This window comes from Bifidobacterium asteroides (assembly GCF_048001765.1).
Taxonomy (GTDB): domain Bacteria; phylum Actinomycetota; class Actinomycetes; order Actinomycetales; family Bifidobacteriaceae; genus Bombiscardovia; species Bombiscardovia asteroides_K.
Map to the genome: position 1 here is coordinate 193,095 of NZ_CP181447.1, position 24,110 is coordinate 217,204.

The window sequence follows — 24,110 nt, forward strand, 5'->3', positions numbered from 1 at the left end:
TAACCAGCAGGAAATCGAGTGGAACAAGAGGCTACCAGCCAACAATGAGCCAGTCGATCTCTATGGGCTATGATGCCAAAGGCGGTGCTCGTAACCGTTCTTCATTGTATGCTGCGGCAGGATTGGAATGGCCAAACGACTATATGCCCGAGGAAGAGGTACCTCGATATAATGATTACCCATTTTGTGTAGATGTTTCCAATAATCGACTTTTGGCTTCGCTGGATCGTTCGGCATTCGTTCGTCGCGCAGTAGTCGGTGTTGGGTCTCAGGATGCGCGGGGTTCTGATGCCCCAGGCGTATACACTAAAAAACAATTGGCATACTTCGACGGTCGTTGCGGATTGCGCATGTCGATTGATGGCAGACCTTTGCAACAGCCTTCGTTGAACTTCGAGAAAGGCGTCGTTCCTGTCTTTTGCTTCTGCCGACACGACGTCGAAGTGATACTGCGGGTATTCGTGCCAGCTGACTATGAGACAAAGGTGAGCGCTGTTTTCTTGCTGGCTGAGGTGAGAAATCAGAGCGATTCGTCCCATACGCTGGATATTGAGTTGGATTGCGAAGAATCATGTCAATCAAAGTGGCCTGATTTGGCAATTGACGTAACCCTGATTACTAAGGATAATCCTGAGCGCTCTGGCAGCTGTCAGGTGAGCTTGGATGCCGGACAGATGATACAGATCGGTTGTATTTGTAGATTCGCTGTCGACGTGCTTCCATCACCTCCTGTGGTGACTCTTGAGGAAATGGATTGCGCGCTTGGGAAAGTCTTAGAGTCCGTGGGCTCGCAAGGAGTGTTAGAAGTACCAGAAGAGCCTTGGGTTGGTGAGGAGCTGACTCGGGCGGCTGAACTTGCTAGGCAGAGTGTCCTTCAACTTGCTGACGGTGAGGTCATCGGTTCTTTCTGGGGGTCTAATGTCAACCCGAAGCCTGATGTGTGGATGAGGGATTTTTCCTACACGGCTATTGGCTTAGTGGATACGAATCCATGGCTGGCATATAGGTGCGCTAGATATCTTTGCGCTGCCAGTGCTCCTGGCGAGCAGTGGGGTACCGCAGAAGAAGGTCAAGCAGGTGAATCGTCATATCGGCACTCTTTGGGTAACGCCTGCATGGGCGCAGTTGTCCTCTCGATGATTTATCGACGCTATGGCTACGACTTTGTGAATCAGCCTGATTCGGTAATCGTCGATTATCTTCATCAGCTTGCAGGGTGCATGATTGCTGACCGACCTGATCGAGGATTATTGTATGCCACGCGTTTTATCTCTGATGGTTTGTCTCGCGGGGACTTTCATACAGGTTCCAATATGCTTGCATGGAGAGCCGCAGATGCCTTAATTGAAGATTTTCATGCTCTGTTTGAGAACAGTACCATCGAGACGCTGTCGTCGATTCGTTCGCAACTAATGGAGACCATTGAAACGTTGTGCGTGGGGTCTTTTGGCCAGGGTGAGCAGTTCGTGGAAGGCGCATATGCCAATGGCGATCTGGTGCCAATTCATGATGCCGAGGAAAGCGATTTAGCGCTCGCAAGTGTATATGGTTTTACCAAGCGCGATGACTGCCGCATCATCAACCATATGTATTGGGCTCACAGTATAGGAAACCCTTATTATGCCCGTGTTTCTGGAGGCATTGATTTCTGGGATTTCGACGGCAGCAATGGTGTTTCATATCCTGGGTATCTGTGTTTATTGAAGCGGACAAGGAATCGCGAGGATCTTCGACATGCTTTTGCAGCAATTCGTAGAACGACCGATTTGGATGGGTCGTTCTGGTGGTGGCCATTTAAGCATGATGAGCTGGATGCGAATCGAATAAAACGAGGTCTGGGAAAGTGTGGCTGGGGCGGTGGTGAATTCGTGAGTCTCATGCTTCATGACATTCTTGGGATACAAGCTGATGCGAAAACCAGTTCTGTTAGTTTTGCGCCGTATCTGCCTTGGCACAAGGCCAGTCTTACTGGGTTCGCTTTCCTGGACGGCACGGTGGATTTTGTGGTTGACGATGAAAAGCTCAGTCTTGTAAATAACACGGATCACGATATACATGCTCGTCTTCAACTTTGCATGCCCGCAAATTCCATGCTTGAAGATGTCAAGATTAATGATTCAAGCAGAAGGATGGAAGCACAGCTGGTCAGGCTGTTTGACAGTTCCTCAGTGGTTTTGAAAGAGGTAGTGGGCCCACGAAAGCGGGTTGATATGACTATCGCTATTTCATAAGCGATCAATAGCCGACATACAAGTTCGGATGAACTAGAAAGCGATTGGTGCGATAGATGGTGCAAGCATACGAGAATGACCTGCTTTATCGCCTGTTGAGGCCCAGGCATGGTGTGACGAGATGCATAAATGGGGAAAATCCTCAAGGGAGAAAGGGGGAAGCTGGAAATTCAAGCAGTCCTTTAGGGTTTACCAGAAAAGGGCATCCTAGTCTGCCTGTTCTGCGTCGCGGCGAATCAGTCACTATTGCAGATATTCGGGAGCCAGGGATCATCAAACATATGTGGTTCACTGTCACGGATGCCACCTCGCCGCAGGGCTTATATGTTCTTCGGAATCTGTTGATCAAGATTTATTGGGACGGTGAAGAGAGACCGTCAGTCGTTTCCCCATTGGGCGACTTCTTCTGTTGTGGTCACGGACGGGGTGCTCTGGTGGACTCCTTACCTATCTGCGTTAACCCAACTAGAGGATTTAATTGTTACTTCCCCATGCCATTCAGCTCGGCCAGAATCGTACTGGTCAACAACCACGACGAGGATGTGCAATCAGTCTTTTATCAGATCGATTATGAACTTAATGATGCACTACCTGACGAGCTGATGAGGTTTCACGCTCAGTGGCGGCGGGAACCTGTCACTACCAGACAACAGGATTACACCGTTCTTGACGGTGTAGCGGGTGACGGAATATATGTGGGTACCTATTTGGCCCTTACTGCTTTGCAATCACGATGGTGGGGTGAAGGTGAGTTTAAATTCTTCATCGATGGTGATAACCAATTTCCTACCTGGTGCAGTACTGGTGCTGAGGATTATTTCGGTGGCGCTTGGAGTTTTCGATCGGAAACGAATAAAGATGCCATGCATGAACAGACCTATAACAGGGCCTTTATGGGCTACCCATTCTATTCGCGGACAACCGGGGGTGAAATCAGTGATTATTGGGATGACTCAAGCCCTATAGTACGGGGAATGTATCGCTGGCACCTAATGGACCCAATTATTTTCCATCAGGATTTGCGGGTTACATGGCAACAGATAGGTGGCCGCGAGAGTGGAATGTTCGAGCGGGAGGATGACGTGGCTACTGTGGCTTATTGGTATCAAACAGAACCGCATCTGCCTTTCCCGACTGTTGTTGAACAGCCTGATCCAAATCTGTTAATGCCTAGGTGACGTCGAAAAGAACATCATGCATATTCTTTCGCCAGAGTCAGCCTTTATGCGTGGACTATCTATAGTTATTGATGCGGTATGGATAACTATATTGATGATTGTGGTGTCGTTGCCCGTGATTACTGCAGGCTCTGCTCTGGTTGCTGCGAATTATGCAGTCAGGAGGTCTTTGGCGGGGATTGGACATGTGACACGAGATTTTTTCGCTGCCTTTACAAGCAACTTTACGCAAGCAACCATCCTGTGGCTGATTCTTGGTATTCCTGGCGCCGCTTTGGTGGTCCTCTGGATTGTCGTACGTTCATGGGCGCTACTGGCTCCACAGCTCATTGCTACTTGTTTTTGGATAATCGGTTTTGAATGGGTTTGGTGGCTGCAGGCCCGATTTGCCAACTCTGTTGCGGGAACACTAAAGAATTCATTGATTTTCGGGCTGACTAAATGGCCATATACCGTAGCGCTTGTAATGCTTGACTGCCTCATTTTCGGACTTTTGTTCGCCTCGGTGGCTGTCATGCCACGCGGTCTTTTTTTGCTCGCTCTGGTGGCGCCTGGAGGCTTGGTCATGGTTAAGAACGCAATTTTAAATTATGCAATGCGTTCCTACATAGCATAAGAAAGTGACTACCTGAAACTGATGCAGGAATCGTTCACTTGGATGGGAATAATATTTGCCAGAAGAAGTTGAGTGATGTAGGCTCAAGTTTCGGAGTGGTCATGATGGCTGCTTGCCCGGGCCGACGGGAGCCGGCCATTGGGACCACGAACGAAGCGCGAGCGGAGAACGTGAACGATGAGGTGCGGGCCAGAACCCACACCTCAATTACATCAGGAGGTAACGAGTATGGCACGTGCAGTTGGCATCGATCTGGGAACCACCAATTCCTGCATTGCAACACTGGAGGGCGGCGAGCCCACGGTAATCGTCAACGCTGAGGGCGCGCGTACCACGCCATCGGTGGTGGCATTCAGCAAGTCAGGCGAGATTCTGGTCGGCGAAGTGGCCAAGCGTCAGGCCGTCACCAATGTGGACCGGACCATCAGCTCGGTCAAGCGTCACATGGGCACCGACTGGTCCGTCGAGATCGACGGCAAGAAGTGGACCCCGCAGGAGATCTCGGCCCAGATCCTCATGAAGCTCAAGAGGGACGCCGAGTCCTACCTGGGCGAACCCGTCACTGACGCGGTCATCACCTGCCCTGCCTACTTCAACGACGCTCAGCGCCAGGCCACCAAGGATGCCGGCAAGATCGCCGGCCTGAACGTCCTGCGCATCATCAACGAGCCCACCGCCGCGGCTCTGGCCTACGGTCTGGAGAAGGGCAAGGAGGATGAGCGCATCCTGGTCTTCGATCTGGGCGGCGGCACCTTTGATGTCTCCCTGCTGGAGATCGGCAAGGATGACGACGGCTTCTCCACCATTCAGGTCCAGGCCACCAACGGCGACAACAAGCTGGGCGGCGACGACTGGGATCAGAAGATCATCGACTGGCTGGTCAGCGAGGTCAAGAACAAGTACAACGTGGATCTGTCCAAGGACAAGATCGCCCTGCAGCGGCTCAAGGAGGCCGCCGAGCAGGCCAAGAAGGAGCTGAGCTCCTCCTCGTCCACCAGCATCTCCATGCAGTACCTGGCCATGACCCCCGACGGGACTCCAGTCCACCTGGACGAGACCCTGACTCGGGCCCACTTCGAAGAGATGACCTCCGACCTGCTGGGCCGTTGCCGTACGCCCTTCAATAACGTGCTGCACGATGCCGGCATTTCGGTCCAGGACATCGATCACGTGGTGCTGGTCGGCGGCTCCACCCGTATGCCCGCCGTCAAGGACCTGGTCAAGGAACTGACCGGCGGCAAGGAAGCCAACCAGACCGTCAACCCCGATGAGGTCGTGGCCGTCGGCGCTGCCGTGCAGTCCGGCGTCATCAAGGGCGACCGCAAGGACGTGCTGCTGATCGACGTGACCCCGCTTTCCCTGGGAATCGAGACCAAGGGCGGCATCATGACCAAGCTGATCGACCGCAACACCGCCATCCCCACCAAGCGGTCCGAGGTCTTCTCGACCGCCGAGGACAACCAGCCCTCCGTGCTGATCCAGGTCTACCAGGGCGAGCGTGAGTTCGCACGTGACAACAAGCCTCTGGGGACCTTCGAGCTGACCGGCATCGCTCCGGCTCCGCGTGGTGTTCCTCAGATCGAAGTCACCTTCGACATCGACGCCAACGGCATCGTGCACGTCTCCGCCAAAGACAAGGGCACCGGCAAGGAGCAGTCCATGACCATCACCGGCGGCTCCGCCCTGCCCAAGGACGAGATCGACCGTATGGTCAAGGAGGCCGAGGCCCACGAGGCCGAAGACAAGCAGCGTCGTGAGGACGCCGACACCCGCAATGCCGCCGAGTCCGCCGCCTACCAGACCGAAAAGCTGGTCAACGACAACAAGGACAAGATCTCCGACGAGGTGGCCAAGGAGGTCACCGACAAGGTCAACGCTCTGAAAGAGGCTCTGAAGGGCGAGGATATGGACAAGATCAAGAACGCCCAGAGCGAGCTGATGACCTCTGCCCAGAAGATCGGCCAGGCCCTCTACGCTCAGCAGGGCTCCGGGGATGCTGCAGGCGCCCAGGGCGCTGCAGATGCCGCCGGTGCTGCCTCGGGTGCAGGTTCCTCCTCGTCCGCCGATGACGACGTGGTGGATGCCGAGGTCGTGGACGACGACGACAAGAAGAAGGACGGCGAGTGAGATGTCGGCCTTCGACAAGGATGATGCCGGGCCGCTGAAGGGCGACCCGGCCGCCGCCGGCGAACCGGACGGAAATGAGGCCAAGGCTTCTGACGCCGCCTCGACGCCCGATCAGGAAGCGGCCCACGGCCGTCACGCCGGCAAGAGCGCTGCAGACGATGGCCGGACGGCCGGCCAGGCCTCGCCGGATTCCTCCGCCAAGGATGCGTCGTCAGCAGATGCTCAGACTGATGGCAAGACCGATGCTGACTCGGCCAAGGAAGACGGTGCCGACAAGGGATCAGAGGGACTGACCCCTCTGGGCCAGGCCAAGAAGGAGGCCGCCGATTACCTGGAGGCCCTCCAGCGCGAGCGGGCTGAGTTCGTCAACTTCCGTAACCGTGCCAAGAAGGAGCAGGACATCTTCCGCCAGCATGGCATCGTGGATGTGCTTACCGCCCTTCTTCCGGCCCTTGATGACATTGACCGGATCAAGGAGCACGGGCAGATGGACGATTCCTTCCAGGCCGTGGCCAAGAAGATCGACAAGACCTTCGAGAAGTTCGGTGTCGAGAAGTTCGGTGAAAAAGGAGAGGACTTCGACCCCACCAAGCATGAGGCCATCCTGCACAAGCCGGATCCCGATGCCAAGAAAGAGACCGTTGACACGGTCGTCGAGGCGGGCTACCGGATCGGCGACCGGGTGATCCGGGCCGCAAGGGTAGTGGTGACCTCGCCCGAGCAATAGCAGGGACGGTGATTGCGGACCTTCCGCAGGCTGAATCGACGCCTTCGCATGCGGCGGCTGAGTGGGTTATGTCCCGCCCGCCGCCGCACGCGAAAGGGCGGATTCCAATTCGATATATTCGTAGCTTATGAGGAAAGGAGACATGGATGGCTGAGAATGAATGGCTGAGCAAGGACTATTACAAGGTCCTTGGTGTCTCCAAGGACGCCAGCGAAGCGGAGATCACCAAGGCCTACCGCAAGCTTGCCCGCAAATACCATCCCGATCTCAATAAGACCAAGGAGGCCGAGGAGAAGTTCAAGGACATCTCCGAGGCCTACGACGTGCTCAGCAACAAGGAGCAGCGTCAGAAGTACGATGCCATCCGCCAATTCGGCATGGGGGGAGCCCGGTTCGCCGGCGGCTCCGGCCAGGGTGGCTTCAACACCGATGCATTTTCGGATATCTTCGGCTCCATGTTCGGTGGTGCCGGGGCGCCGGGAGGCACCCGTATCCGTTTCGGCGATGGTTCCGGGCAGCCGGACTTCGCTGACATCTTCTCCTCCTTCGGCGGGGGTGCCGGCGGTGGCGGTCGGACCGCCTACCAGGAGAGCAGGCCCAGACCCGTCAAGGGCGAGGATCGCAATTCGAAAATCGGGCTGTCCTTCCGTCAGGCGGTCAAGGGTGCCACGGTTTCCCTGAGCGTGGGCGGCAAGCGCTTCAAGACGCATATCCCCGCCGGAGTTCGCAACGGCCAGCGGATCAGGTTGGCTGGCAAGGGTCGGCCCGGCAGGGACGGAGGCGCCAATGGCGACCTCTACCTGCAGATCAGCGTTCAGCCCAGCCAACGGTTCACCATGAAGGACAGGGACCTGGTTATGAACCTGCCGGTGACCGTCTCTGAGGCTGCTCTGGGGGCCAAGGTCCAAGCCCGGGATATCGACGACCAGATTGTCACTTTCAAGATCCCGGCTGGCTCCTCCAGCGGCGACGAGATTCGCATCGCCGGCAAGGGGGTTCAGGACCGTCGCGGCAAGGGCGACCTGGTGGGGCGGCTTGAGATCCGCATGCCCGGTCGGCTGGGCATGGCCCAGAAGAAGGCCATGCGCGACTTCGCCAAGTCCAGTGGCGACTTCGACGAGCAGATCGCCGGCGAGCGCATGAAGATATGACGATCCGGGTGCCGGATTAAGTCGGAACGAACAGCGGAAAGGAGTGATGATCATGGTCAGGGTGGATCCCGAGACCAGGCGGATCTATCTGGCCTGCGCTCGCGGTCTGGTGGCCGGGCGCATCAGCCTGGATGCTGCCGACGATGCCGGTCTGGACATCGAACTGCCGGTCTTCAGCGTCGGCCAGGTCGGGCAGTTGGCCAACATCCATCCGCAAACCCTGCGCCAATACGACCGGCTGGGTCTGATTGTGCCGGAACGTACCGAGGGGGGTGCGCGCCGTTACTCCCTGCGGGATCTGGACCGGCTTGGTCAGGCCCAGCATTTGAGTCAGGACGAGTCCATCAACCTGGCTGGTGTGACCAGGATCCTGGCCCTGGCCGAGGAGAATCGCCAGCTGAGGCGCCAGCTGCGCCGCTCCCACCAGTCACAGGGGTCCAGTATGTTCGCAGCCGCTGCCGACGGTCGGGTTGTCGAAGTCAGGCGGTCCACCAGGGCCAGGCTCTGGCGACAGGACACGATGCATGACGAGGCCGATCCGACTGATTCCAAATCGCTGATCGTTTGGAGTGTACACTCCTGAGACAGGTGAGCGGCCTGTGCTATGGTGTACAGGTTGGCCGCTCGCCCAAGAGCTGCGGCTGATCGTCGCCTGAATGCTTTGAGTACGGGGAAACCGCTTGCGCGAAATTCGTCATTCTCTGCTTTGCAAGCGGCCTGCGAACTGTCGACCGACAGTACCGTTTTCTTCCCTGTTGTGAAAGGTCATTGTGACTGCTTCATCCATGCCCGATTCCAATTCTTCTAATACCGACCAACCTGCCGTAGAACCTATGACTTTTGACCAGCTGGGTGTACCTGAACCCTTGGTCCGCGTCCTGCGCAAGGACGGCAAGACCAGCGCCTTCCCCATCCAGCGGGATACCCTGCCTGATGCCCTGGCTGGGCGGGACATTCTGGGGCGGGGCCGGACCGGTTCCGGCAAGACCCTGGCCTTCAGCATCCCTCTGGTGGCTCGACTGGCTGCCTGCGAAGGAGGACGGACCGGTCATGGCCGCGGTGGTGCCGCCGGTGCAGGCAGTCTGCCCCGCCCGCGCGGTCTTGTCCTGGCTCCCACCCGCGAGCTGGCCAATCAGATCGACGAGGTTCTCAACCCCCTGGCTCAGGCCTACGGCATGCGGACCTGCACTGTCTACGGCGGGGTCGGCCAGGGTCGTCAGGTCGATGCCCTTCGGCGCGGGGCCAAGATAGTGGTGGCCTGCCCGGGCCGTCTGGAGGATTTGCTCCGCCAGCACAAGCTCAGCCTGGAGGACGTGGAGATTGCCGTGCTGGACGAGGCCGATGAGATGGCCGACATGGGCTTCCTGCCTGCTGTGGAGCGGATTCTGGCCCATGTTCGTCCTGGCGGTCAGCGCATGCTCTTCTCGGCCACCCTCGATCATGGTGTGGATGCTGTGGTCAAGCGCTTCCTTAAGGACCCCAAGATTCACGAGGTGGATTCCGCCACCCAGCATGTGGATCTGATGACCCACCACATCTTCCGCACCACTCAGGCAGCCAAGCACGATCTCGTACGTAAGCTGGCCTCGGGCACAGGACGGCGTATTCTCTTCACCCGGACCAAGTTCCAGGCCAAGAAGCTGGCCAAGAACCTGATTGACAACGGCATCCCGGCTGCACAGCTGCATGGCAATCTTTCCCAAAACCAGCGTGATCGCAACCTGGGGGCTTTCTCCAGGGGCGAGGTGAAAGTCCTGGTGGCTACCGACGTGGCCGCCCGCGGTGTGGATATCAGTGACGTAGACCTTGTGGTCCAAGTGGATCCACCAGCCGATCCCAAGTCCTTCCTGCACCGGTCAGGCCGCACGGCCCGGGCTGGCCGTTCCGGCGACGTGGTCACCCTTGTTCTTCCCGACCAGTGGCGTGACACCAGACGGATGCTGCGCATGGCCCATATCGATGCCAAGCCGGTTCAGGTGACTGCCGATTCGCCTGAAGTTACCGAGCTCGTAGGGCCCGTGGCCAAGCCGATCCACGGATGGTCCTTGCAGGCTGAGCAGCCGCAGGTTTCCGGTGATCGGCCTGCTCGTAGCGGGCGTGGTGGTGGCCGCAGTGGGCATCGGGGCCGTCCCAGGTCAGACAAGCGCTTCGATCGCGGTGGTCAGGGCTGGGCTACAGGCAGGGATCGAGATCGCCGGCCTTCTCGTTCCAGGCGGTCAGATGACCGACCGAGATTCGATCGTGAGGATGGCCCCTTGGACGGCCGGACCAGAGGCCATCGTCATTCCGGCAGCGGTCAGCGGACCCATGGTCACGATCATGGATACGGCAGCGGTCGCGCTGGCTCTCGTTTTGACGCAGGCCGTCGTGGATTCCGCCGTGGTCATCGTCGCGATGACAACCCCTTCCGCTCTGCCTCTAGGCGCTGATCCGTTTAGCGGCAATCATGATTCGCCTGCCTCGGTTGGCATAAAATCGGTATTGACGGCGTGCCTGGTCTCCAGCAGGGAAAAGAGGAGGATCCGATGTCAGTAAGTAAGCGCACGTTGGCCTACGATTACCTGCGCGATCAGATCGTCTTCTGCAAGATGAAACCTGGTGACCTGATTGACGAAAAGGCCGTGTCGGCCCGACTGGGATTCAGCCGCACACCTGTACGCGAGGCTATCAATAAGCTGGCTGAGGAGGGCCTGGTCCAGGTCTTTCCGCGCAAGGGGATCATCGTCAGCCAGCTTTCTCTTAAAGACCTCAACGACATGCTCGACAGCAGGATGCTGGTCGAGCCTTATCTTATGCATCAAGCCTTCGCTCATCTGGATGCCCAGACCCTGCGGAGCTACCGTGCGGCCGCCAAAACCAGGCTGGAGCGTGGATCAGTCAAGCCGGTCTCCATTCAGGATGACTTCGATTACACTTTTCACATGTATTTCGCCAGGCAGGCAGGGAACCAGTACCTGCTTGCCTTCATGAGCACCCTGCTGGCATTGAGCCAGCGTACCCGTGTTTTCCTGCCTTATCAGGAGGGGAGGGACGAGGCTTCCTGCCAAGAGCATATAGCCATCATCGATGCAGCGCTCAATGGTGACGAGGAGGGCGCGGTGGAGGCCATCCGCGCCCATCTGCACAATTCGCGAATCAGCTATCTACAGGCCAGCAGGGTTCATGCCGATTACTTCCGCTGATAGCATTTTCTTCCGCACCGTCCGACCTTGAGCAGGGACGCGTGTGCTGCATCCACTACATGGTCAGCGGTGATGCCGTAGTCTATGAGATTGCTTTCGCCGTCTCCCTGAAGTCCGAAGTCCTCGACTGAAATGGCCTTGCCCGCGTCTCCCAGATACCGGTGCCAGGACAGGGCGAGTCCGGCTTCGACGCTGACTCGTGCTCGTATCTCCTCGGGCATGACCCAGCTGCGGTAATCCTGGTCCTGCTGCTCGAACCACTCCATGCAAGGCACGGAGACAACGCGGGCCCCGATGCCTTCGATCGCCAGGCGGTTGGCTGCCTCCAGAGCCAACTGGACCTCAGATCCTGATGCCATGATCAGCATGTCCAAACGGTTCTCGGGCTCTTGGAGGATATATGCTCCACGGGATACGCCCTGGCGGGCTCGAGCCGAGGTTGCAGCCAAGTTGGGCAACGGTTGTCTGCTGAGCACTATGGCCGTGGGATGCGTGTCGCTTTTTTCGAAGATGTGTCGATAGGCTTCTGCCGTTTCGAATTCATCGGCAGGGCGGACAACAGCCAGACGGGGGATGGCCCTCATGGCAGCAAGATGCTCGACTGGCTGGTGTGTCGGCCCATCCTGTCCAAGGGCGATTGAATCGTGGGTCCAGATGTAGATATTGGGAATGTCCATCAGAGCGGCCAGCCGGACCGCCGGCCGCTCATAGTCGGCAAATTGGAAGAAGGTGCTGCCGAAGGGCCTGGTGTCCGAGTCCAACAGGATGCCGTTGGTAATGGCCCCCATGGCGAATTCTCGGACGCCGAAGTGGATTTGTCTGCCATAAGGATTGGCCTTTGGGAACTGGCGAGTGGCCCGACCGGCGGGAGCGAAGGATTCCGCTCCTTCCAGATCAGTCATGCAGGCGCTGCCCAGGTCAGCGGATCCGCCCCAGAGCTCAGGCATGATCGGGGCGATGGCGTTGAGCACGCGCCCTGAAGCCTGTCGCGCCGGCACGGAATCTCCCACATGCAACTCGTTTTCAAGTCCATCGATGGCGCTGTCGAGCTCCTTAGGCGGCTCGTGTCTACGGATGCGGTCGTAGAGAGCGGCCCACTTGGGATTGTCCTTTCGCCACTGTCTATAGCGTCGATCCCAATCGGCGTGGGCTCGAACACCCCGTTGCGCGGCCTGTCGGGCGTGCGCCAGAGCCTCCTCGTCAATGGGGAAGTCCTCATTGGGATCAAATCCGAGAAGGCTCTTCAGATCAGCCAGAGCCTTTGCGCCCAAAGGCGAGCCGTGGGTGGAGGCATCATTGGTCAGACCTGGGGTCGGCCAAGCAATCAGGGTGTTGACCTTGATGAACTTGGGGCGATCGGTGATCTCGCCTGCTTGATCCAGGGCGCGGGACAGCGCGGACAGATCTTCTTTGTAGCTACCGTCCGGCTGGACAAAATCGATGGAGTCGGTGTACCAGCCGCAGGCGCGCATACGTGCGCATACATCTTCGCCCAAGACCATGTTGGTGTCGCCTTCAATCTGGATATGGTTGGCGTCATAGATGACGGTCAGATTGTCCAAGGACTGATCGCCGGCCAATGAGCAGGCCTCTGCGCTCACGCCCTCCTCCAGATCGCCTTCTCCGCATATGGCCCAGATTCGATGATCAAAGGGAGAGGAACCCCTGGGGGCATCAGGATCCAGCAGGCCGCGCTGATAGCGCTGGCCATATGCGAAGCCTACGGCCGAAGCCAACCCCTGTCCCAGCGGACCGGTGGTCATCTCCAGACCAGGGGTGACACCCAGCTCGGGGTGGCCTGGAGTCCGTGTGTGGGCGCCGGACCGGTAGTTTCTCAAATCATCCAGCGTCAGGCCGTAGCCGGCCAGGAAGAGCTGAGTGTATTGAGCCAGGGATGCATGGCCGCCGGAGAGGATGAACCGGTCGCGGCCGGGCCAATGGGGGTCGGTCGGGTCATGCGTCAAATACCGCTGATAGAGGGCGTAGACGATTGGGGCCAAGGATATGGCCGAACCCGGATGTCCATTGCCGGCCCGCTCCACCGCATCAGCCGTCAGCACCTTGGCCATGTTGATGGCTCGTCGATCCAAATCATCCCAAGGCTTTTGCATGATTCCTTATCCGCCTTTCCAGGTGTGTTCGTGCACCGTTGGTCGTCTTCTGTGGTCAGCTTTCGCCAAGCCTCTTGGACGGCCCAAATTGACACCGCTGTCTTTCGACTTTAATATATCAGTAATATATCAGTTACGCAATGAAGCACTGATTCTGGCATCGGGCAGGAGAACAGTCAATGGGATCAGACCGAGCGCCGGAGCGAACAAAGGAGTCCAATGACGGATCTATCAATTTACCAGACCCTTGACAGGGCCAAGGCCATTCTGGACAGACAGGAGGCCAAGCACTCCTCGAGGGCCGGTTGGCTCATGGTGACGGCTCTGTTGATCGAATCCTGGGATATCTACTCGATGTCGTTCATCATGACCCACCTCAAGGATGTCTTCCACCCCAGCAGCTTTCTGCTTGGATTCGCGGCAGCCGGCACCCAGCTCGGTGCCATCGTCGGTTCCATCCTGGGCGGCTGGCTGACCGACCGGTTTGGGCGTCGCAACATCTTCTTGGCTTCCATGAGTATGTTTGCGGTCTGTGCCGTTCTTCAGGCGCTTTCGCCCAACATGTGGGTTCTGGCAATCATCCGCTGCTTTGCCGGCCTGCCGGTAGGGGCCGATGTGGCCAATGGCTTTACCTATATGATGGAGATCCTACCCAAAGGCAAGCGCGAGATCATGGGCAACCGATGGCAGTTCATGTTCTCCCTGGGGATTTTATGCGCCATTCTGCTGGTCACCGCCTTTGAGCTGAGCAAGATGCCGGCCAACCTGACCTGGCGGTTCATCCTGGCTGTGCCCGCCATTCCCGCCGGCCTGCTTCTGCTGGTCAGGTCCGGCCTGCCCGAGACCCCCGTCTGGCTTGTGGAGCATGGTGATTTCGTCAAGGCCCGGAAGGTGGCCAAGGAATACTATGGCAAGGATGTTTTGGCTGGCGTTCTGCCTGATCATGATATGCATATTCCCCAACCCTCCTGGCGTGAGGCCATCTCGGACCTTTTCAGCGACAGCTTCAGTCGCAGGAGCACCATATTCGCCTGGATATCCTGCTTCGTCCAGGCGTTCGAGAACTATTCGTTCTCCTTCTATCTGCCTACCATCCTGGCCGGCCTGGGCATAGCGACCCTCGTTCAAAACAATATGGCCATGTTCGCCGTCTACCTGCTGGCCTCCATCTCCGCTTTCGTAGGACCTCTTACCCTGCCCAAACTGGGGCATAAGGGATTGAGCGAATGGGGCTTCGGTCTGGTGACCATCGGCATTCTGGTCATGGACTTCGGCATCACCCGGACCAGTATGGCCATCATCATCGCCGGATCGGGCATCATGCTCTGGGGCCACTACTGGTCTTCGGAGAGTGGAATGACCATCGCCTCATTGGTGGCCAAGCCGGCTTATAGAGGAGCCGCTTCAGGCATTGCCTATGTCTTCGTCAAGCTCGCCTCCTTCCTGACCCTCTGGGTGTTCCCGACCCTTTATGACCGGCTGGGCGTGCCTAAAGCCACCCTGTTGATCGCTATCGGTCCTGTGGTGGCCTTCCTGGCCGCAATCTTCATTCTGCCCGAGACCTTCGGTCACGCGGTCAATGCGGAGACCATACAGTCGGCTGAAGCCAAGGCGGCCGGATTTGAAGACTGATTCGCTGATTGGAACGCTTCGTCTGCAAAGGATGGGCGCGTTTTGATCAACATGCGATGTGACGCTATGAAAAGGCGTCGATAAGAAAGGAATTATCACCATGTTCCAAGTACCGAAAATCAAGAAAATAGAGCTGACGACCGCCCGTGTTCCGTTGCCGGAAGGCCCATGGGGCGACCAAATCCACCATGTTGAGAACATAGAGGTCGTCGTTGCCGATGTCACGGCAGACAATGGGGTCACCGGCACGGGGTTCAGCCATACCTCCGGCTGGTGCGGGGCCACCATCGCCGCTCTGGTGAGGGAGATGATCCCCGATGTGATCGGCCTGCCCGTATCCCCTCGCGCGCTTTGGCAGCGCTCGTGGAAGTACATTCACGATGTAGGTGGGGCCGGTGTGACCACCCACGCCCTGTCCGCTTTGGATATCGCCTATTGGGATCTGCTCGCCAAGTCCCTTGACGTCTCTCTGTATGATCTGCTGGGCAAGGTGCGCGATCGTGTCCCGCTCTATGGGTCCGGCATCAATCTGAATCTATCGGCGGATGAGATTGTGGATCAGGTCAAGCGTTGGAAGGCCAAGGGATTCATCGCCGCCAAGGTCAAGGTGGGCAAACCCGACATCGAAGAGGATGTAGAGCGCCTGAAGGCCATCCAGGAGGCTGTGCCGGGCTTCCCCCTGGCCGTGGATGCCAACCAAGGGTGGGATTTGCCAGCCGCCTTGCGTGCCTTCAAAAAGTTCGATGATCTGGATTTGCTTTGGATCGAGGAGCCGTTGCCTTCAGACGATATTCTGGGGCATAGGATTCTACGTGAAAGGGTCAATACCCCGCTGGCCATGGGCGAGAACATATACAACCTCAATCAGTTCAATCAGTATTTTGAGCAAGGTTCCTGCGACTATGTCCAGGCGGATCTGGGCCGCGTGGGCGGTATCACCGGCTACCTGGACATCGCAGCAGCGGCCAGGGCCCACAATCTGCCCATGACGCCGCATTTCGTCTTCGAGCTCAGTGCCAGCCTCCTGTCGACCATTCCTAACATCTATGCTTCCGAGGTCACGGATGGCGGCACTTGGACGGATCTGCGGATCTTCAAATCCTCGGGGCATGTGGATGAGGATGGCTTCTGGGTGCCTCCCACTGGTCCTGGTCACGGCATTCAGGTGGACAGGGACTATCTGGAGGATCATCGCTTCTGACGGCATCGTACGCTCTGTGCCGAGACATCGGGGATCTGCCCACGATGACGCTCTGTCATCGTGGGCGGATTCCCGATGTCTTGCTCAGTGACTTAATAGAACCGTTTACGCTTTTCTTGCATACAGACCCTGCGTGCCTTTGCTTAGGGGAAGTCGGCGGATTTATGTCAAGGTCTGACAAATAGCGAAAGAAGGCCTGAAGGCTGATGGGGATAGCCGTAAGCTTAAGTTTTGGGTGCGGGGAGCCTGGCGGCAGAATCTCACGTGAGTATAAGCGCCGGTCGCTTGCACCTGAACCAGCTTCATTCAGTCGATTCGCGCTTTGACGAGTATTCTCGTTTCATTGGTCGGGCCTGGCCCGATCTCCTGCGGTGTAGATACAGACAAAGCGGAAAGTTGAAGGGCTCGACGGTGATTTCGTCTGTGGCCTGAGCCGCTGTGGCCTCAAGGGTATCCCTATGAAGGAACGTCGGTAGTTGGTGATTTGCCGTCTCTCGTCGGCCTGGCGATGGATATCATCTCAAGTAAGCGGTCGGACCAACTTTCGCCTGGTCCTGAATCCTGTGTTGACGATGACTGTGCTTGAGAATGTTCTTATTCCTGCTCATTTTGATGATTTGGGCATTGATGTGAGGCGAGCCGGATTTATTCTGCAGCTGATGGGCCTTGCTAATTACTTGCTGATTATATTCAGGACTTTGTTCTGAATTTGTCCGGAGGGCAACAGCTGAGAGCCGCTGTAGTGCGCGTGACTCTAACTCCAGTCTAGGATTGTCTTTGCGGTCGAGCCGATTGGGATTCTTGATTCAGCAAACGTTCCATTCGTCATTGGGCAACCGCGATTCCTGCCCAAGCGTGTTTCTGCTGCAATAATCGTGACACGCAGTTTGGATGCCGTAAGCGCATTTGATCTTTCCCTGGTGATACTTACGGTTAGTTTGCCTCATCAGATTATGCAGCCCACGGAGGATGAACTTTTTGCCCTGGTAAGGAGGAACGAGCGATGAAACGTTTTCTTGCTCATCGGATCTTTAGGGGGCAAAAGCGATTTTTTATACCTGGTTCACCTCTTCGCGCCTGTCTTCCTAATCATTCACATTCTTCTCAGCCAGGCTCATGCAGAAAATACCAATGTGGTTTCGTCGTCGACGCTCGGAAAGTTCGCGGGTCTTGGGGAGGTATTCTGAATCATTCATATGATATCGGTAATAGTCATTACTGTCATTGTGAACAAGGTTGTATTAGCGAGTCTGCTTTCCCTGACAAGATGCCATCTTTCGACCGAGCTATATCTAACGAGATAAGCTTAGCCTTGCGTCGGCAAATCGTCATCCTTGCAATCTGTTTGCCTAGCAGAGCAGGAAAAGCACGCCTTTCTATAAGGGAGTCGGTTTGATGTGAATTAGGCAATCAACTGCTGCAGGAACTGCACAGACTCAAGGTCAATGCATGCGGAACACAGATTGACTACTGCGGAATCTCTTGCGAGAGTGGAGCTGAGGGTAGTCGAAACCCCGACCTCTTCGATGCGAACGAAGCGCTCTACCAACTGAGCTACAGCCCCATTCGTTGCCCGACCGTAGCCGAGCAACAGAAATTTACTTTAGCGTGTGCCCCGGTCAAACGCAATTTCGAGTCGAGCTCAAGCCAACTGAATATCACAGCTCAGACATCAGTCCGACCCGGAGCTGGTTTTTTCGGTAGGAGTTTTATGGCCGAACTTCGCCTTGAGCAGGCCGATGACTGTGGGCAGGACCGAGATGGCCAGGATCAGGATGATGACCAGCTCGAAATGCTGCTGGACTGCGGGGATGCCGCCGAAGAAATAGCCCAGGAGAGTGAAGAGGGTGGACCATATGAGGCCGCCCAGGATGCTGAAGGGGGTGAAGCGCCTCCAGCGCATTCCGGAAATTCCCGATATGAACGGCATGAAGGTCCTGATAAAGGGGAGGAAACGTCCCAGAATCACGGCCAGGGGACCCCACTTGTCAATCAGGCCTTCGGTTTTCGCGATTCGCTCGGGGGTCAATGACTTCACGCGCCCCGAACGAACGATGGCCCGGCCGAAGAAGTGCCCGATGAAGTAGTTGCTCTGGTCGCCAAGGATGGGGGCCAGCCAGACGACTGGCAGGAGCACGTCCAGGGCCATGCCGCTGGATGGGTCATGGGCGAAGACGCCGGCTGCGAAGAGCAGGGAGTCTCCCGGCAGGAAAGGCATGAAAACCACGCCGGTCTCAATGAAGATGATCAGGAAGATGAACCCGTAGGTCGGTACCAGCCCCATGGCGATCCAGCTCGCGATGGCGCTGCGCGGATCCTTGAGCAGGTGTATCAGCCAGTTGACGAACCCCATGAATCGTGTTCCATTCCGTCGATGTGTGCTTTTCCAGAACCGAGACACACTTTAACAAGCTGGTCCTGGCGCCCGGTACCCGCTGGTCCGATTCCTTGCGAGGACAACACAACCCATCGTTGCCGGATTTATTGGCTGTCGGCCACTGTCTTCTCGTCGGTCCTCCTGTGCGAAGATAGGCAGGGAGGGTCACACAATTGAGGAGTGGACATATGGTCAATGACGAACGACTTGCCTTCCCGCAGGACTTTACCTGGGGCACTGCAACGGCATCATTCCAGGTAGAGGGTGCAACGCATGAGGACGGCAGGGGAGAGTCAATCTGGGACGTTTTCTGCAGGCAGCCGGGGAGGATAGTTGATGGCTCTAATGTCGATATCGCCTGCGATCAGTACCACCGCTACCCAGAGGACATTGCTCTGATGAAGCGGATGGGGGTGGGGGCCTACCGGCTGTCTGTGGCCTGGCCTCGAATAGTGCCGGAGGCAGGCGGTGCCATCAACCAAGCCGGCCTGGACCACTACCGGCGGGTGCTGGACATGCTGCTGGGCAACGGCATCAAGCCTGTGGTCACCCTCTACCACTGGGATCTACCCCAGTACCTGCAGGAGGTCGGGGGGTGGGCCAATCGCGACACCGCCCAACGATATGCCGACTATGCGGCCGTCCTGGCCAAGGCTCTGGGCGATCGGGTGCAGACCTGGACTACCCTGAACGAACCCTGGTGCTCGGCCTATCTGGGCTACGGCAATGGCGGTCATGCCCCTGGCATCTGCGACTATGGGCAGGCTCTTGAAGCGGTCCATCATCTGAATCTTGCCCACGGGCTGGGAGCCCAGGCCATCCGTGCCGAGCTAGGCGACAGGGCACGCGTATCGGTGACCCTGAACCTGCAGGTCAACCGAGCCGATAGCGACAACCCGGCGGATCAGGCGGCCAAGACCCGGGCTGACCTCTTCGCCAACGAGGTCTGGCTGGGTCCCATGCTGGCCGGAACCTATGACCAGCGCATCCATGATGCCGCTGAGGGTATCACTGACTGGAGTTTCGTTCATGATGGCGATCTGGAGCAAATTCATCAGCCTTTGGACGTGCTGGGGATCAACTACTATTCAACCAACCATGTGCGGGGTCGAAGCGTTGCTGGTTCCGAGCGCAACCCCATGCCTGCCCAGGATATGGTCGAAACGCTGCCTCCTCAGGGGCCGTTGACTGCCATGGGCTGGAACCAGGAGCCACAGGGGTTGACTGATCTGCTTATGGAGGTCTCCAGGCGTTTCCCTGAGCTGGAGCTCATGGTTACCGAGAACGGCTCTGCCTGGGAGGACCGGGTCAGCGAGGATCCATCCTTCCCTGGAGGCAAAGGGGTACACGACCCTCAGCGAGTGGCCTATCTTGACGAGCACCTGCGCGCCGTGGCCAAGGCCATCCAGGCCGGGGCCCGGGTGACCGGCTACTTCGCCTGGTCCCTGCTGGACAACTTTGAGTGGGCCTTGGGCTACACCAAGCGCTTTGGGCTGATCAGGGTCGACTATGACACCCAGGAGCGGATCTGGAAGGATTCCGGTCTGCGGTATGCGCAGATTATCCGCGACCGGGCAGTCTGAGGACGACGGTTTATAAACGCCTCGGCGAGGCGGTTGCGCATCGCTGTACGACCGCCCCGCCTTTGTCTTAGATCCAGCTGGACAGCCACATGTGCATGCGCCAGAAGTCGTAGGGAATAGGCATGGCGGTCCACAGCGGGTAGAAGAAGACCGAAGTCAGGCCAAGCAGGGTTAGGCCCATGATCATGGTCTGCCGGTAGAGGACGCTGTCCGAGTTCTGCCGTAGCCAGTTGACCACGTAACAGATTGCCAGAATCGTCCAGGGCAGGATGACGATGGAGTAGAAGGTGAAGGTGGTCCGGTTCATGTATTGGACCCAGGGCAGCCAGCCGGCCAGGAAGCCTGCCAACACACCCCAGATGCGCCAATCTCCGTGCTTGACCACGACGGCGATGACGATGGCCAGGATCACGCAGATGCTGCCAAGCCACCAGGTCAGAGGATTGCCTAGGGAGGTGACGGCCGCCACGCAGGGGGAGTCCTTGGCCAGTCCGCACAGGCCGGGGAAGCCGGTGAGCTTCTGCCAGTAGAAACTGGTGGGTCTGATCTGCAAGGGCCAAGTCAGGGGGTTGGCCATGTATGGATGGCGGGTATGCAGGGTGGTGTGGAAGTGCCACATCTGCCGATGGTATTCAGCCAGGGATCGGAGCCCCTCCGGCAACCAGGTCAGACCCTGATCAGGGTGTTGGGCCGCCCAATTGTGCATGAATGAATCGCTGTGCAGGAACCACCCCGTCCAGGAGGCCAGATAGGTGCCCGCCCAGATGGGAATCATAAGCAAGGCCGCCGGCAGCCCGTCCCGGAACACGGCACTCTGCAACCAGGATCCGTATCCTGCCTGATGGCGCTCCCAGCCGTCCCAGAGCACCGAGATCAGGGCGAAGACGGCGAAGAAATAGGCACCTGACCACTTGGTGCCGGTGGCCAGACCCAGTAGCAGGGCGGCGGCCGTCCGCCACCAGGACCAGGCGATGAAGGGGCCGGTGGTGGCCACGGGCAGCTCGACACGGCTTTCCTGCCTTTGATGCCCCTGTGACTGAATGACCTTCACCCGGTAGTGCAGGCGGAAGTCAGCCTGGTCCTTGGCCCAGGATTGTCGCAGCCTGGCCCGAGCCCAGTCCCGATGGCCCATCAGGCACAGCCAGGCTCCCAGGACGAAGATCATGACGAAGTTATCCAGCAGGCCGGTACGGCTCATGACGATGCCCAGACCATCGATGGCCATGAGGAAGCCGGCGGTCAGGGCGATTGGCAGGTTATGGAAGAGGCGCAGTGCTACACGGCAGAGCAGCAGGATGGCGATGGTGCCGGCCAAGGCAGTAGCCACTCGCCAGGCGAAGGGGTTGCCGGCTCCACCGAAGAGCTTGAGACCCAGGGCGATGCACCATTTGCCCACCGGCGGGTGAACCACGTATTCGGCCTGAGGCAGCCAGCCGCTGGTGTGCCCCTGGGCGAAGATCTGGTCGATGGGTAGTTCCAGCGGGCCGACTGTTTTCGGCCAGTTGCGTGGCTCGCCGGTCATCAGCATGGTCCAGGCATCTTTGACGTAATAGGTCTCGTCGAAGACGATGGCCCGGGGACTGCCCAGCCGTACAAATCGCAGAATCCCGCCTAGAAGAGCCATGAGGATGCAGGCCAGCCAGCCGCTTTGCCGATGGGAGAGCCGGGGAATCCAGTTGATCCCTCTCTTGGTATGCTGACCCTTGGGCCTGCTGAAAATGGACAGCATGGCAGGGCGACCGGACCGGTGGGCGGCGTGCCTGCCGTGTCTGGAGGAGCGATGCTGCGAAGAAAGCCCTACCAAAGATGTCATCACCCCTAGATTAGGCCATACTAAAGGCATGAGCAGCATGAATGGCCGGAGCGATGGACATACACAGGGCGGAGAAAGTCTTAAGGAGCCGATTTCATCCAGTGTTTCACGTGGAACAGTGGTGCTGGCGGCCACGCCCATAGGCAATGTCGCTGATGCCTCGACACGGTTGGTGGAGCTCCTGCAGTCGGCGGACTTGGTGGCTGCGGAGGACACGCGGAGGCTTTACGACCTGGCCAACCGGTTGGGGGTGCGCGTATCCGGCAGGGTTATGGCCTATCACGATCACAACGAGCGGCGGATGGCTGATCCCATCCTGGACCAGGTCCGTGATGGAGCCTGCGCGCTGGTGGTCTCGGATGCGGGCATGCCCACCATCAACGATCCGGGCATGGCCATCGTCAGGCGTGCCATCGAACGAGGCATACCGGTCACCTGTGCTCCTGGGCCCAGCGCCGTACTGGACGCCTTGGCTCTCTCCGGTCTGCCCACCGACCGCTTCTGCTACGAGGGATTTCTTCCTCGCCGACACCAGGAGCGGCTACGGCATCTGCGCACTCTGCGTAGTGAGGAGCGGACCATGGTCTTCTACGAGACTCCCCACCGCATTGATCAGGCTATGCAGGACCTTCAGGAGGTCTTCGGCCCCGACAGGCTCATGGCCCTCTGCCGGGAGCTGACCAAGGAGCATGAGCAGATCCGGCGGGGCACCATCGGCGACATTGTGCGCTCCCTTCAGGAAGACCCTCCCAGGGGTGAGATGGTCCTGGTCGTGGCCGGTGCCTCCGCCCTGGAGGTCAGGCGCAATGATCCTGATGCTATGGATGACCGGCAGCTGGCTGCTCTGGCACGTGACCTGTCCCGGTCCGAGGGCCTGCGGCTCAAGGAGGCCATCGCCCGGGTGGCCGGCGAGCATCCCCTGGCCGATGGCAGTCTGCCCAATCGCAAAAGGATTTATGCCTTGGCCGTTGAAGAGGATAAAGAGGACTGATTCCCGTTCCCCTCTTCCAGCAGTACCTCCAGTGCCCTGCGCACACCGGGCCCGCCCAGCTGGGAAACGGCCTCCAGCAAGGCGGGCGAGGCAGCGGGATTGGCTACCAACCATCGACGTAACTGGGGCTCTTCTCGGGCGATGGCCCAGAGGATGCTCGGGTCGGTCTCTGGGTCTGTGGCCATCAGGGCGGTTGGCACCAAAGGAGGCTCTGGCGGTGGGGCGCGCACCTCGGCCATTGGTTCCAAGCTATCGGAATCGTCTCGGTTCAAATTGTCTTCCGCCCGGGGGAGCGACCGGCTGCTGACGGCAGTCATGAGCCGGGCCATGCGTTCAGCAGCGGAGAATCCACGACGGCCGCGGTGCCGATGATGGCTATGCCCACGTTGGCTGCCTATCATCGTCTGGTTCATAGGATCGCCTTGAGTCGTCTTATGGTCTCCAGTCCTTGAGCGTGGCCAGGCCAGCGCGGATTGGAGGACAGGAGCTCCTCGCAGGATCCACAGCTGACCTGATACCGCTCCATGAGCTCATGCAAGACTGCTGTAATCTCCTCCCCGTTGCATTGGCCCGAGGAGTCGCAGGCCAGATCACAGGCCGTCCAGAGCGGCGAAGTCACCCAGAGCTTCCCGAGCTTCATCAGATGGCGGGCATCCAGCTGTCGCTGGTGGGGTCGCAGGGGCCTGCCATGGACCGGCGTGCGGAAGTGGGAGTTGGAGATGATGTCCAGCGCATCGGGAAATTGGCCGTTGATCCATATCCAAAGCGCCAGACCGCCGCATGCCGCTGCGCCGTAAGGAACCATGGGCGTGACGATGGAGGCGCGACCGTAGAGTCCCTCAGCCTGTTCGTTCAGATAACAGCAGGATTGGTCCAGACAGGTCACGATCCCTTCCTTCACCAGCAGACTGAGGCTGAGTGGACCGGGCAAATCCTCGGTTCGGATCAGACTGGGCAGTGGCTCGGGTTCGGGGGCCTGGGCCCCGAATTCGGTCGTAGAAGGACGGCTGCGAGTATGTGTCGGCGCTCCTCCGGCTTGTAGTGGTCGACTTGGCGGCTTGGTGGTAGCTCTAAGGGGGCGGCTGGCGCCAATGGCGGTGGTAGGTGTCCGCGGCGCTCCCCCGAGCGCGTGTTCTCGATTCATGGTTCGACTGTAAATGGTCGTGCCCGGGTTTGCCTGAGAGAGGGCC

General features: G+C 58.3%; 17 protein-coding genes, 1 tRNA gene and 1 pseudogene. 13 read left to right on the forward strand and 6 right to left on the reverse strand.

All coding sequences use genetic code 11. The annotated features are described in order from the left end of the window. Positions 1 to 44 precede the first annotated feature (44 nt). From ACNAOV_RS00715 to ACNAOV_RS00755, 9 genes and pseudogenes are all read left to right on the forward strand, one after another. Positions 45 to 2,231 (forward strand): hypothetical protein, encoded by a 2,187-nt coding sequence (locus ACNAOV_RS00715; RefSeq protein WP_416517542.1) that lies wholly within the window; start codon positions 45 to 47, stop codon positions 2,229 to 2,231. Between the two features lie 56 nt (positions 2,232 to 2,287). After that, complete coding sequence (locus ACNAOV_RS00720) at positions 2,288 to 3,409, forward strand: glycoside hydrolase family 172 protein (RefSeq protein ID WP_416517543.1); 1,122 nt, start codon at positions 2,288 to 2,290, stop codon at positions 3,407 to 3,409. A gap of 16 nt (positions 3,410 to 3,425) precedes the next feature. Next, positions 3,426 to 4,025: a DUF624 domain-containing protein gene (locus ACNAOV_RS00725; protein ID WP_416517544.1), complete on the forward strand. Its 600-nt coding sequence runs from the start codon at positions 3,426 to 3,428 to the stop codon at positions 4,023 to 4,025. A 228-nt stretch (positions 4,026 to 4,253) separates the two neighbouring features. Continuing rightward, positions 4,254 to 6,152 (forward strand): molecular chaperone DnaK, encoded by a 1,899-nt coding sequence (gene dnaK / locus ACNAOV_RS00730; protein ID WP_416517545.1) that lies wholly within the window; start codon positions 4,254 to 4,256, stop codon positions 6,150 to 6,152. Position 6,153: 1 nt separating this feature from the next. Beyond that, positions 6,154 to 6,879 (forward strand): nucleotide exchange factor GrpE, encoded by a 726-nt coding sequence (gene grpE / locus ACNAOV_RS00735; RefSeq protein WP_416517546.1) that lies wholly within the window; start codon positions 6,154 to 6,156, stop codon positions 6,877 to 6,879. Positions 6,880 to 7,025: 146 nt separating this feature from the next. Continuing rightward, on the forward strand, positions 7,026 to 8,030 hold the full coding sequence (locus ACNAOV_RS00740; RefSeq protein WP_110412332.1) for a DnaJ C-terminal domain-containing protein: 1,005 nt from the start codon (positions 7,026 to 7,028) through the stop codon (positions 8,028 to 8,030). Positions 8,031 to 8,082: 52 nt separating this feature from the next. Further along, positions 8,083 to 8,613 carry a heat shock protein transcriptional repressor HspR gene (locus ACNAOV_RS00745; RefSeq protein WP_416517547.1) on the forward strand — a complete coding sequence of 177 codons (531 nt, stop codon included), beginning with the start codon at positions 8,083 to 8,085 and terminating at the stop codon, positions 8,611 to 8,613. 202 nt (positions 8,614 to 8,815) lie between these two features. Next, a pseudogene (locus ACNAOV_RS00750) lies at positions 8,816 to 10,282 on the forward strand (DEAD/DEAH box helicase); the annotation flags it as partial. 273 nt (positions 10,283 to 10,555) lie between these two features. Further along, positions 10,556 to 11,212: a GntR family transcriptional regulator gene (locus tag ACNAOV_RS00755; protein WP_416517548.1), complete on the forward strand. Its 657-nt coding sequence runs from the start codon at positions 10,556 to 10,558 to the stop codon at positions 11,210 to 11,212. Here the strand turns inward: ACNAOV_RS00755 and ACNAOV_RS00760 are convergent. Beyond that, positions 11,200 to 13,323 carry a transketolase family protein gene (locus ACNAOV_RS00760; protein ID WP_416517549.1) on the reverse strand — a complete coding sequence of 708 codons (2,124 nt, stop codon included), beginning with the start codon at positions 13,321 to 13,323 and terminating at the stop codon, positions 11,200 to 11,202. The two genes, ACNAOV_RS00755 and ACNAOV_RS00760, sit on opposite strands and share 13 nt — an antisense overlap. A gap of 219 nt (positions 13,324 to 13,542) precedes the next feature. On the opposite strand from ACNAOV_RS00760, the gene ACNAOV_RS00765 reads away from it, so the two are divergent. Beyond that, on the forward strand, positions 13,543 to 14,955 hold the full coding sequence (locus tag ACNAOV_RS00765) for an MFS transporter (RefSeq protein ID WP_416517550.1): 1,413 nt from the start codon (positions 13,543 to 13,545) through the stop codon (positions 14,953 to 14,955). A gap of 100 nt (positions 14,956 to 15,055) precedes the next feature. Next, positions 15,056 to 16,156 (forward strand): mandelate racemase/muconate lactonizing enzyme family protein, encoded by a 1,101-nt coding sequence (locus ACNAOV_RS00770; protein ID WP_416517551.1) that lies wholly within the window; start codon positions 15,056 to 15,058, stop codon positions 16,154 to 16,156. A gap of 1,491 nt (positions 16,157 to 17,647) precedes the next feature. Here ACNAOV_RS00770 and ACNAOV_RS00775 read toward each other — a convergent pair. Together ACNAOV_RS00775 and ACNAOV_RS00780 are read right to left on the reverse strand one after the other, a co-directional pair. Continuing rightward, positions 17,648 to 17,720, reverse strand: a tRNA-Ala gene (locus ACNAOV_RS00775). A gap of 108 nt (positions 17,721 to 17,828) precedes the next feature. Further along, positions 17,829 to 18,509: a VTT domain-containing protein gene (locus ACNAOV_RS00780; RefSeq protein WP_416517552.1), complete on the reverse strand. Its 681-nt coding sequence runs from the start codon at positions 18,507 to 18,509 to the stop codon at positions 17,829 to 17,831. A gap of 212 nt (positions 18,510 to 18,721) precedes the next feature. Between ACNAOV_RS00780 and ACNAOV_RS00785 the strand changes: the two genes are divergently transcribed. Then, positions 18,722 to 20,116 carry a GH1 family beta-glucosidase gene (locus ACNAOV_RS00785; protein WP_416517553.1) on the forward strand — a complete coding sequence of 465 codons (1,395 nt, stop codon included), beginning with the start codon at positions 18,722 to 18,724 and terminating at the stop codon, positions 20,114 to 20,116. Positions 20,117 to 20,183: 67 nt separating this feature from the next. On the opposite strand, the gene ACNAOV_RS00790 is transcribed toward ACNAOV_RS00785, so the two are convergent. Next, positions 20,184 to 21,740: a dolichyl-phosphate-mannose--protein mannosyltransferase gene (locus tag ACNAOV_RS00790; RefSeq protein ID WP_416518109.1), complete on the reverse strand. Its 1,557-nt coding sequence runs from the start codon at positions 21,738 to 21,740 to the stop codon at positions 20,184 to 20,186. 226 nt (positions 21,741 to 21,966) lie between these two features. On the opposite strand from ACNAOV_RS00790, the gene rsmI reads away from it, so the two are divergent. Next, the gene (rsmI, locus tag ACNAOV_RS00795; protein ID WP_416518110.1) at positions 21,967 to 22,920 is read left to right on the forward strand and encodes a 16S rRNA (cytidine(1402)-2'-O)-methyltransferase; all 954 of its coding nucleotides are present in this window, start codon (positions 21,967 to 21,969) and stop codon (positions 22,918 to 22,920) included. Here rsmI and ACNAOV_RS00800 read toward each other — a convergent pair. Together ACNAOV_RS00800 and ACNAOV_RS00805 are read right to left on the reverse strand one after the other, a co-directional pair. Beyond that, positions 22,884 to 23,333: a hypothetical protein gene (locus ACNAOV_RS00800; RefSeq protein ID WP_416517554.1), complete on the reverse strand. Its 450-nt coding sequence runs from the start codon at positions 23,331 to 23,333 to the stop codon at positions 22,884 to 22,886. The two genes, rsmI and ACNAOV_RS00800, sit on opposite strands and share 37 nt — an antisense overlap. After that, positions 23,330 to 23,821 carry a hypothetical protein gene (locus ACNAOV_RS00805; protein WP_416517555.1) on the reverse strand — a complete coding sequence of 164 codons (492 nt, stop codon included), beginning with the start codon at positions 23,819 to 23,821 and terminating at the stop codon, positions 23,330 to 23,332. Before ACNAOV_RS00805 ends, ACNAOV_RS00800 begins: the two co-directional genes overlap by 4 nt. Between the last annotated feature and the right edge of the window lie 289 nt (positions 23,822 to 24,110).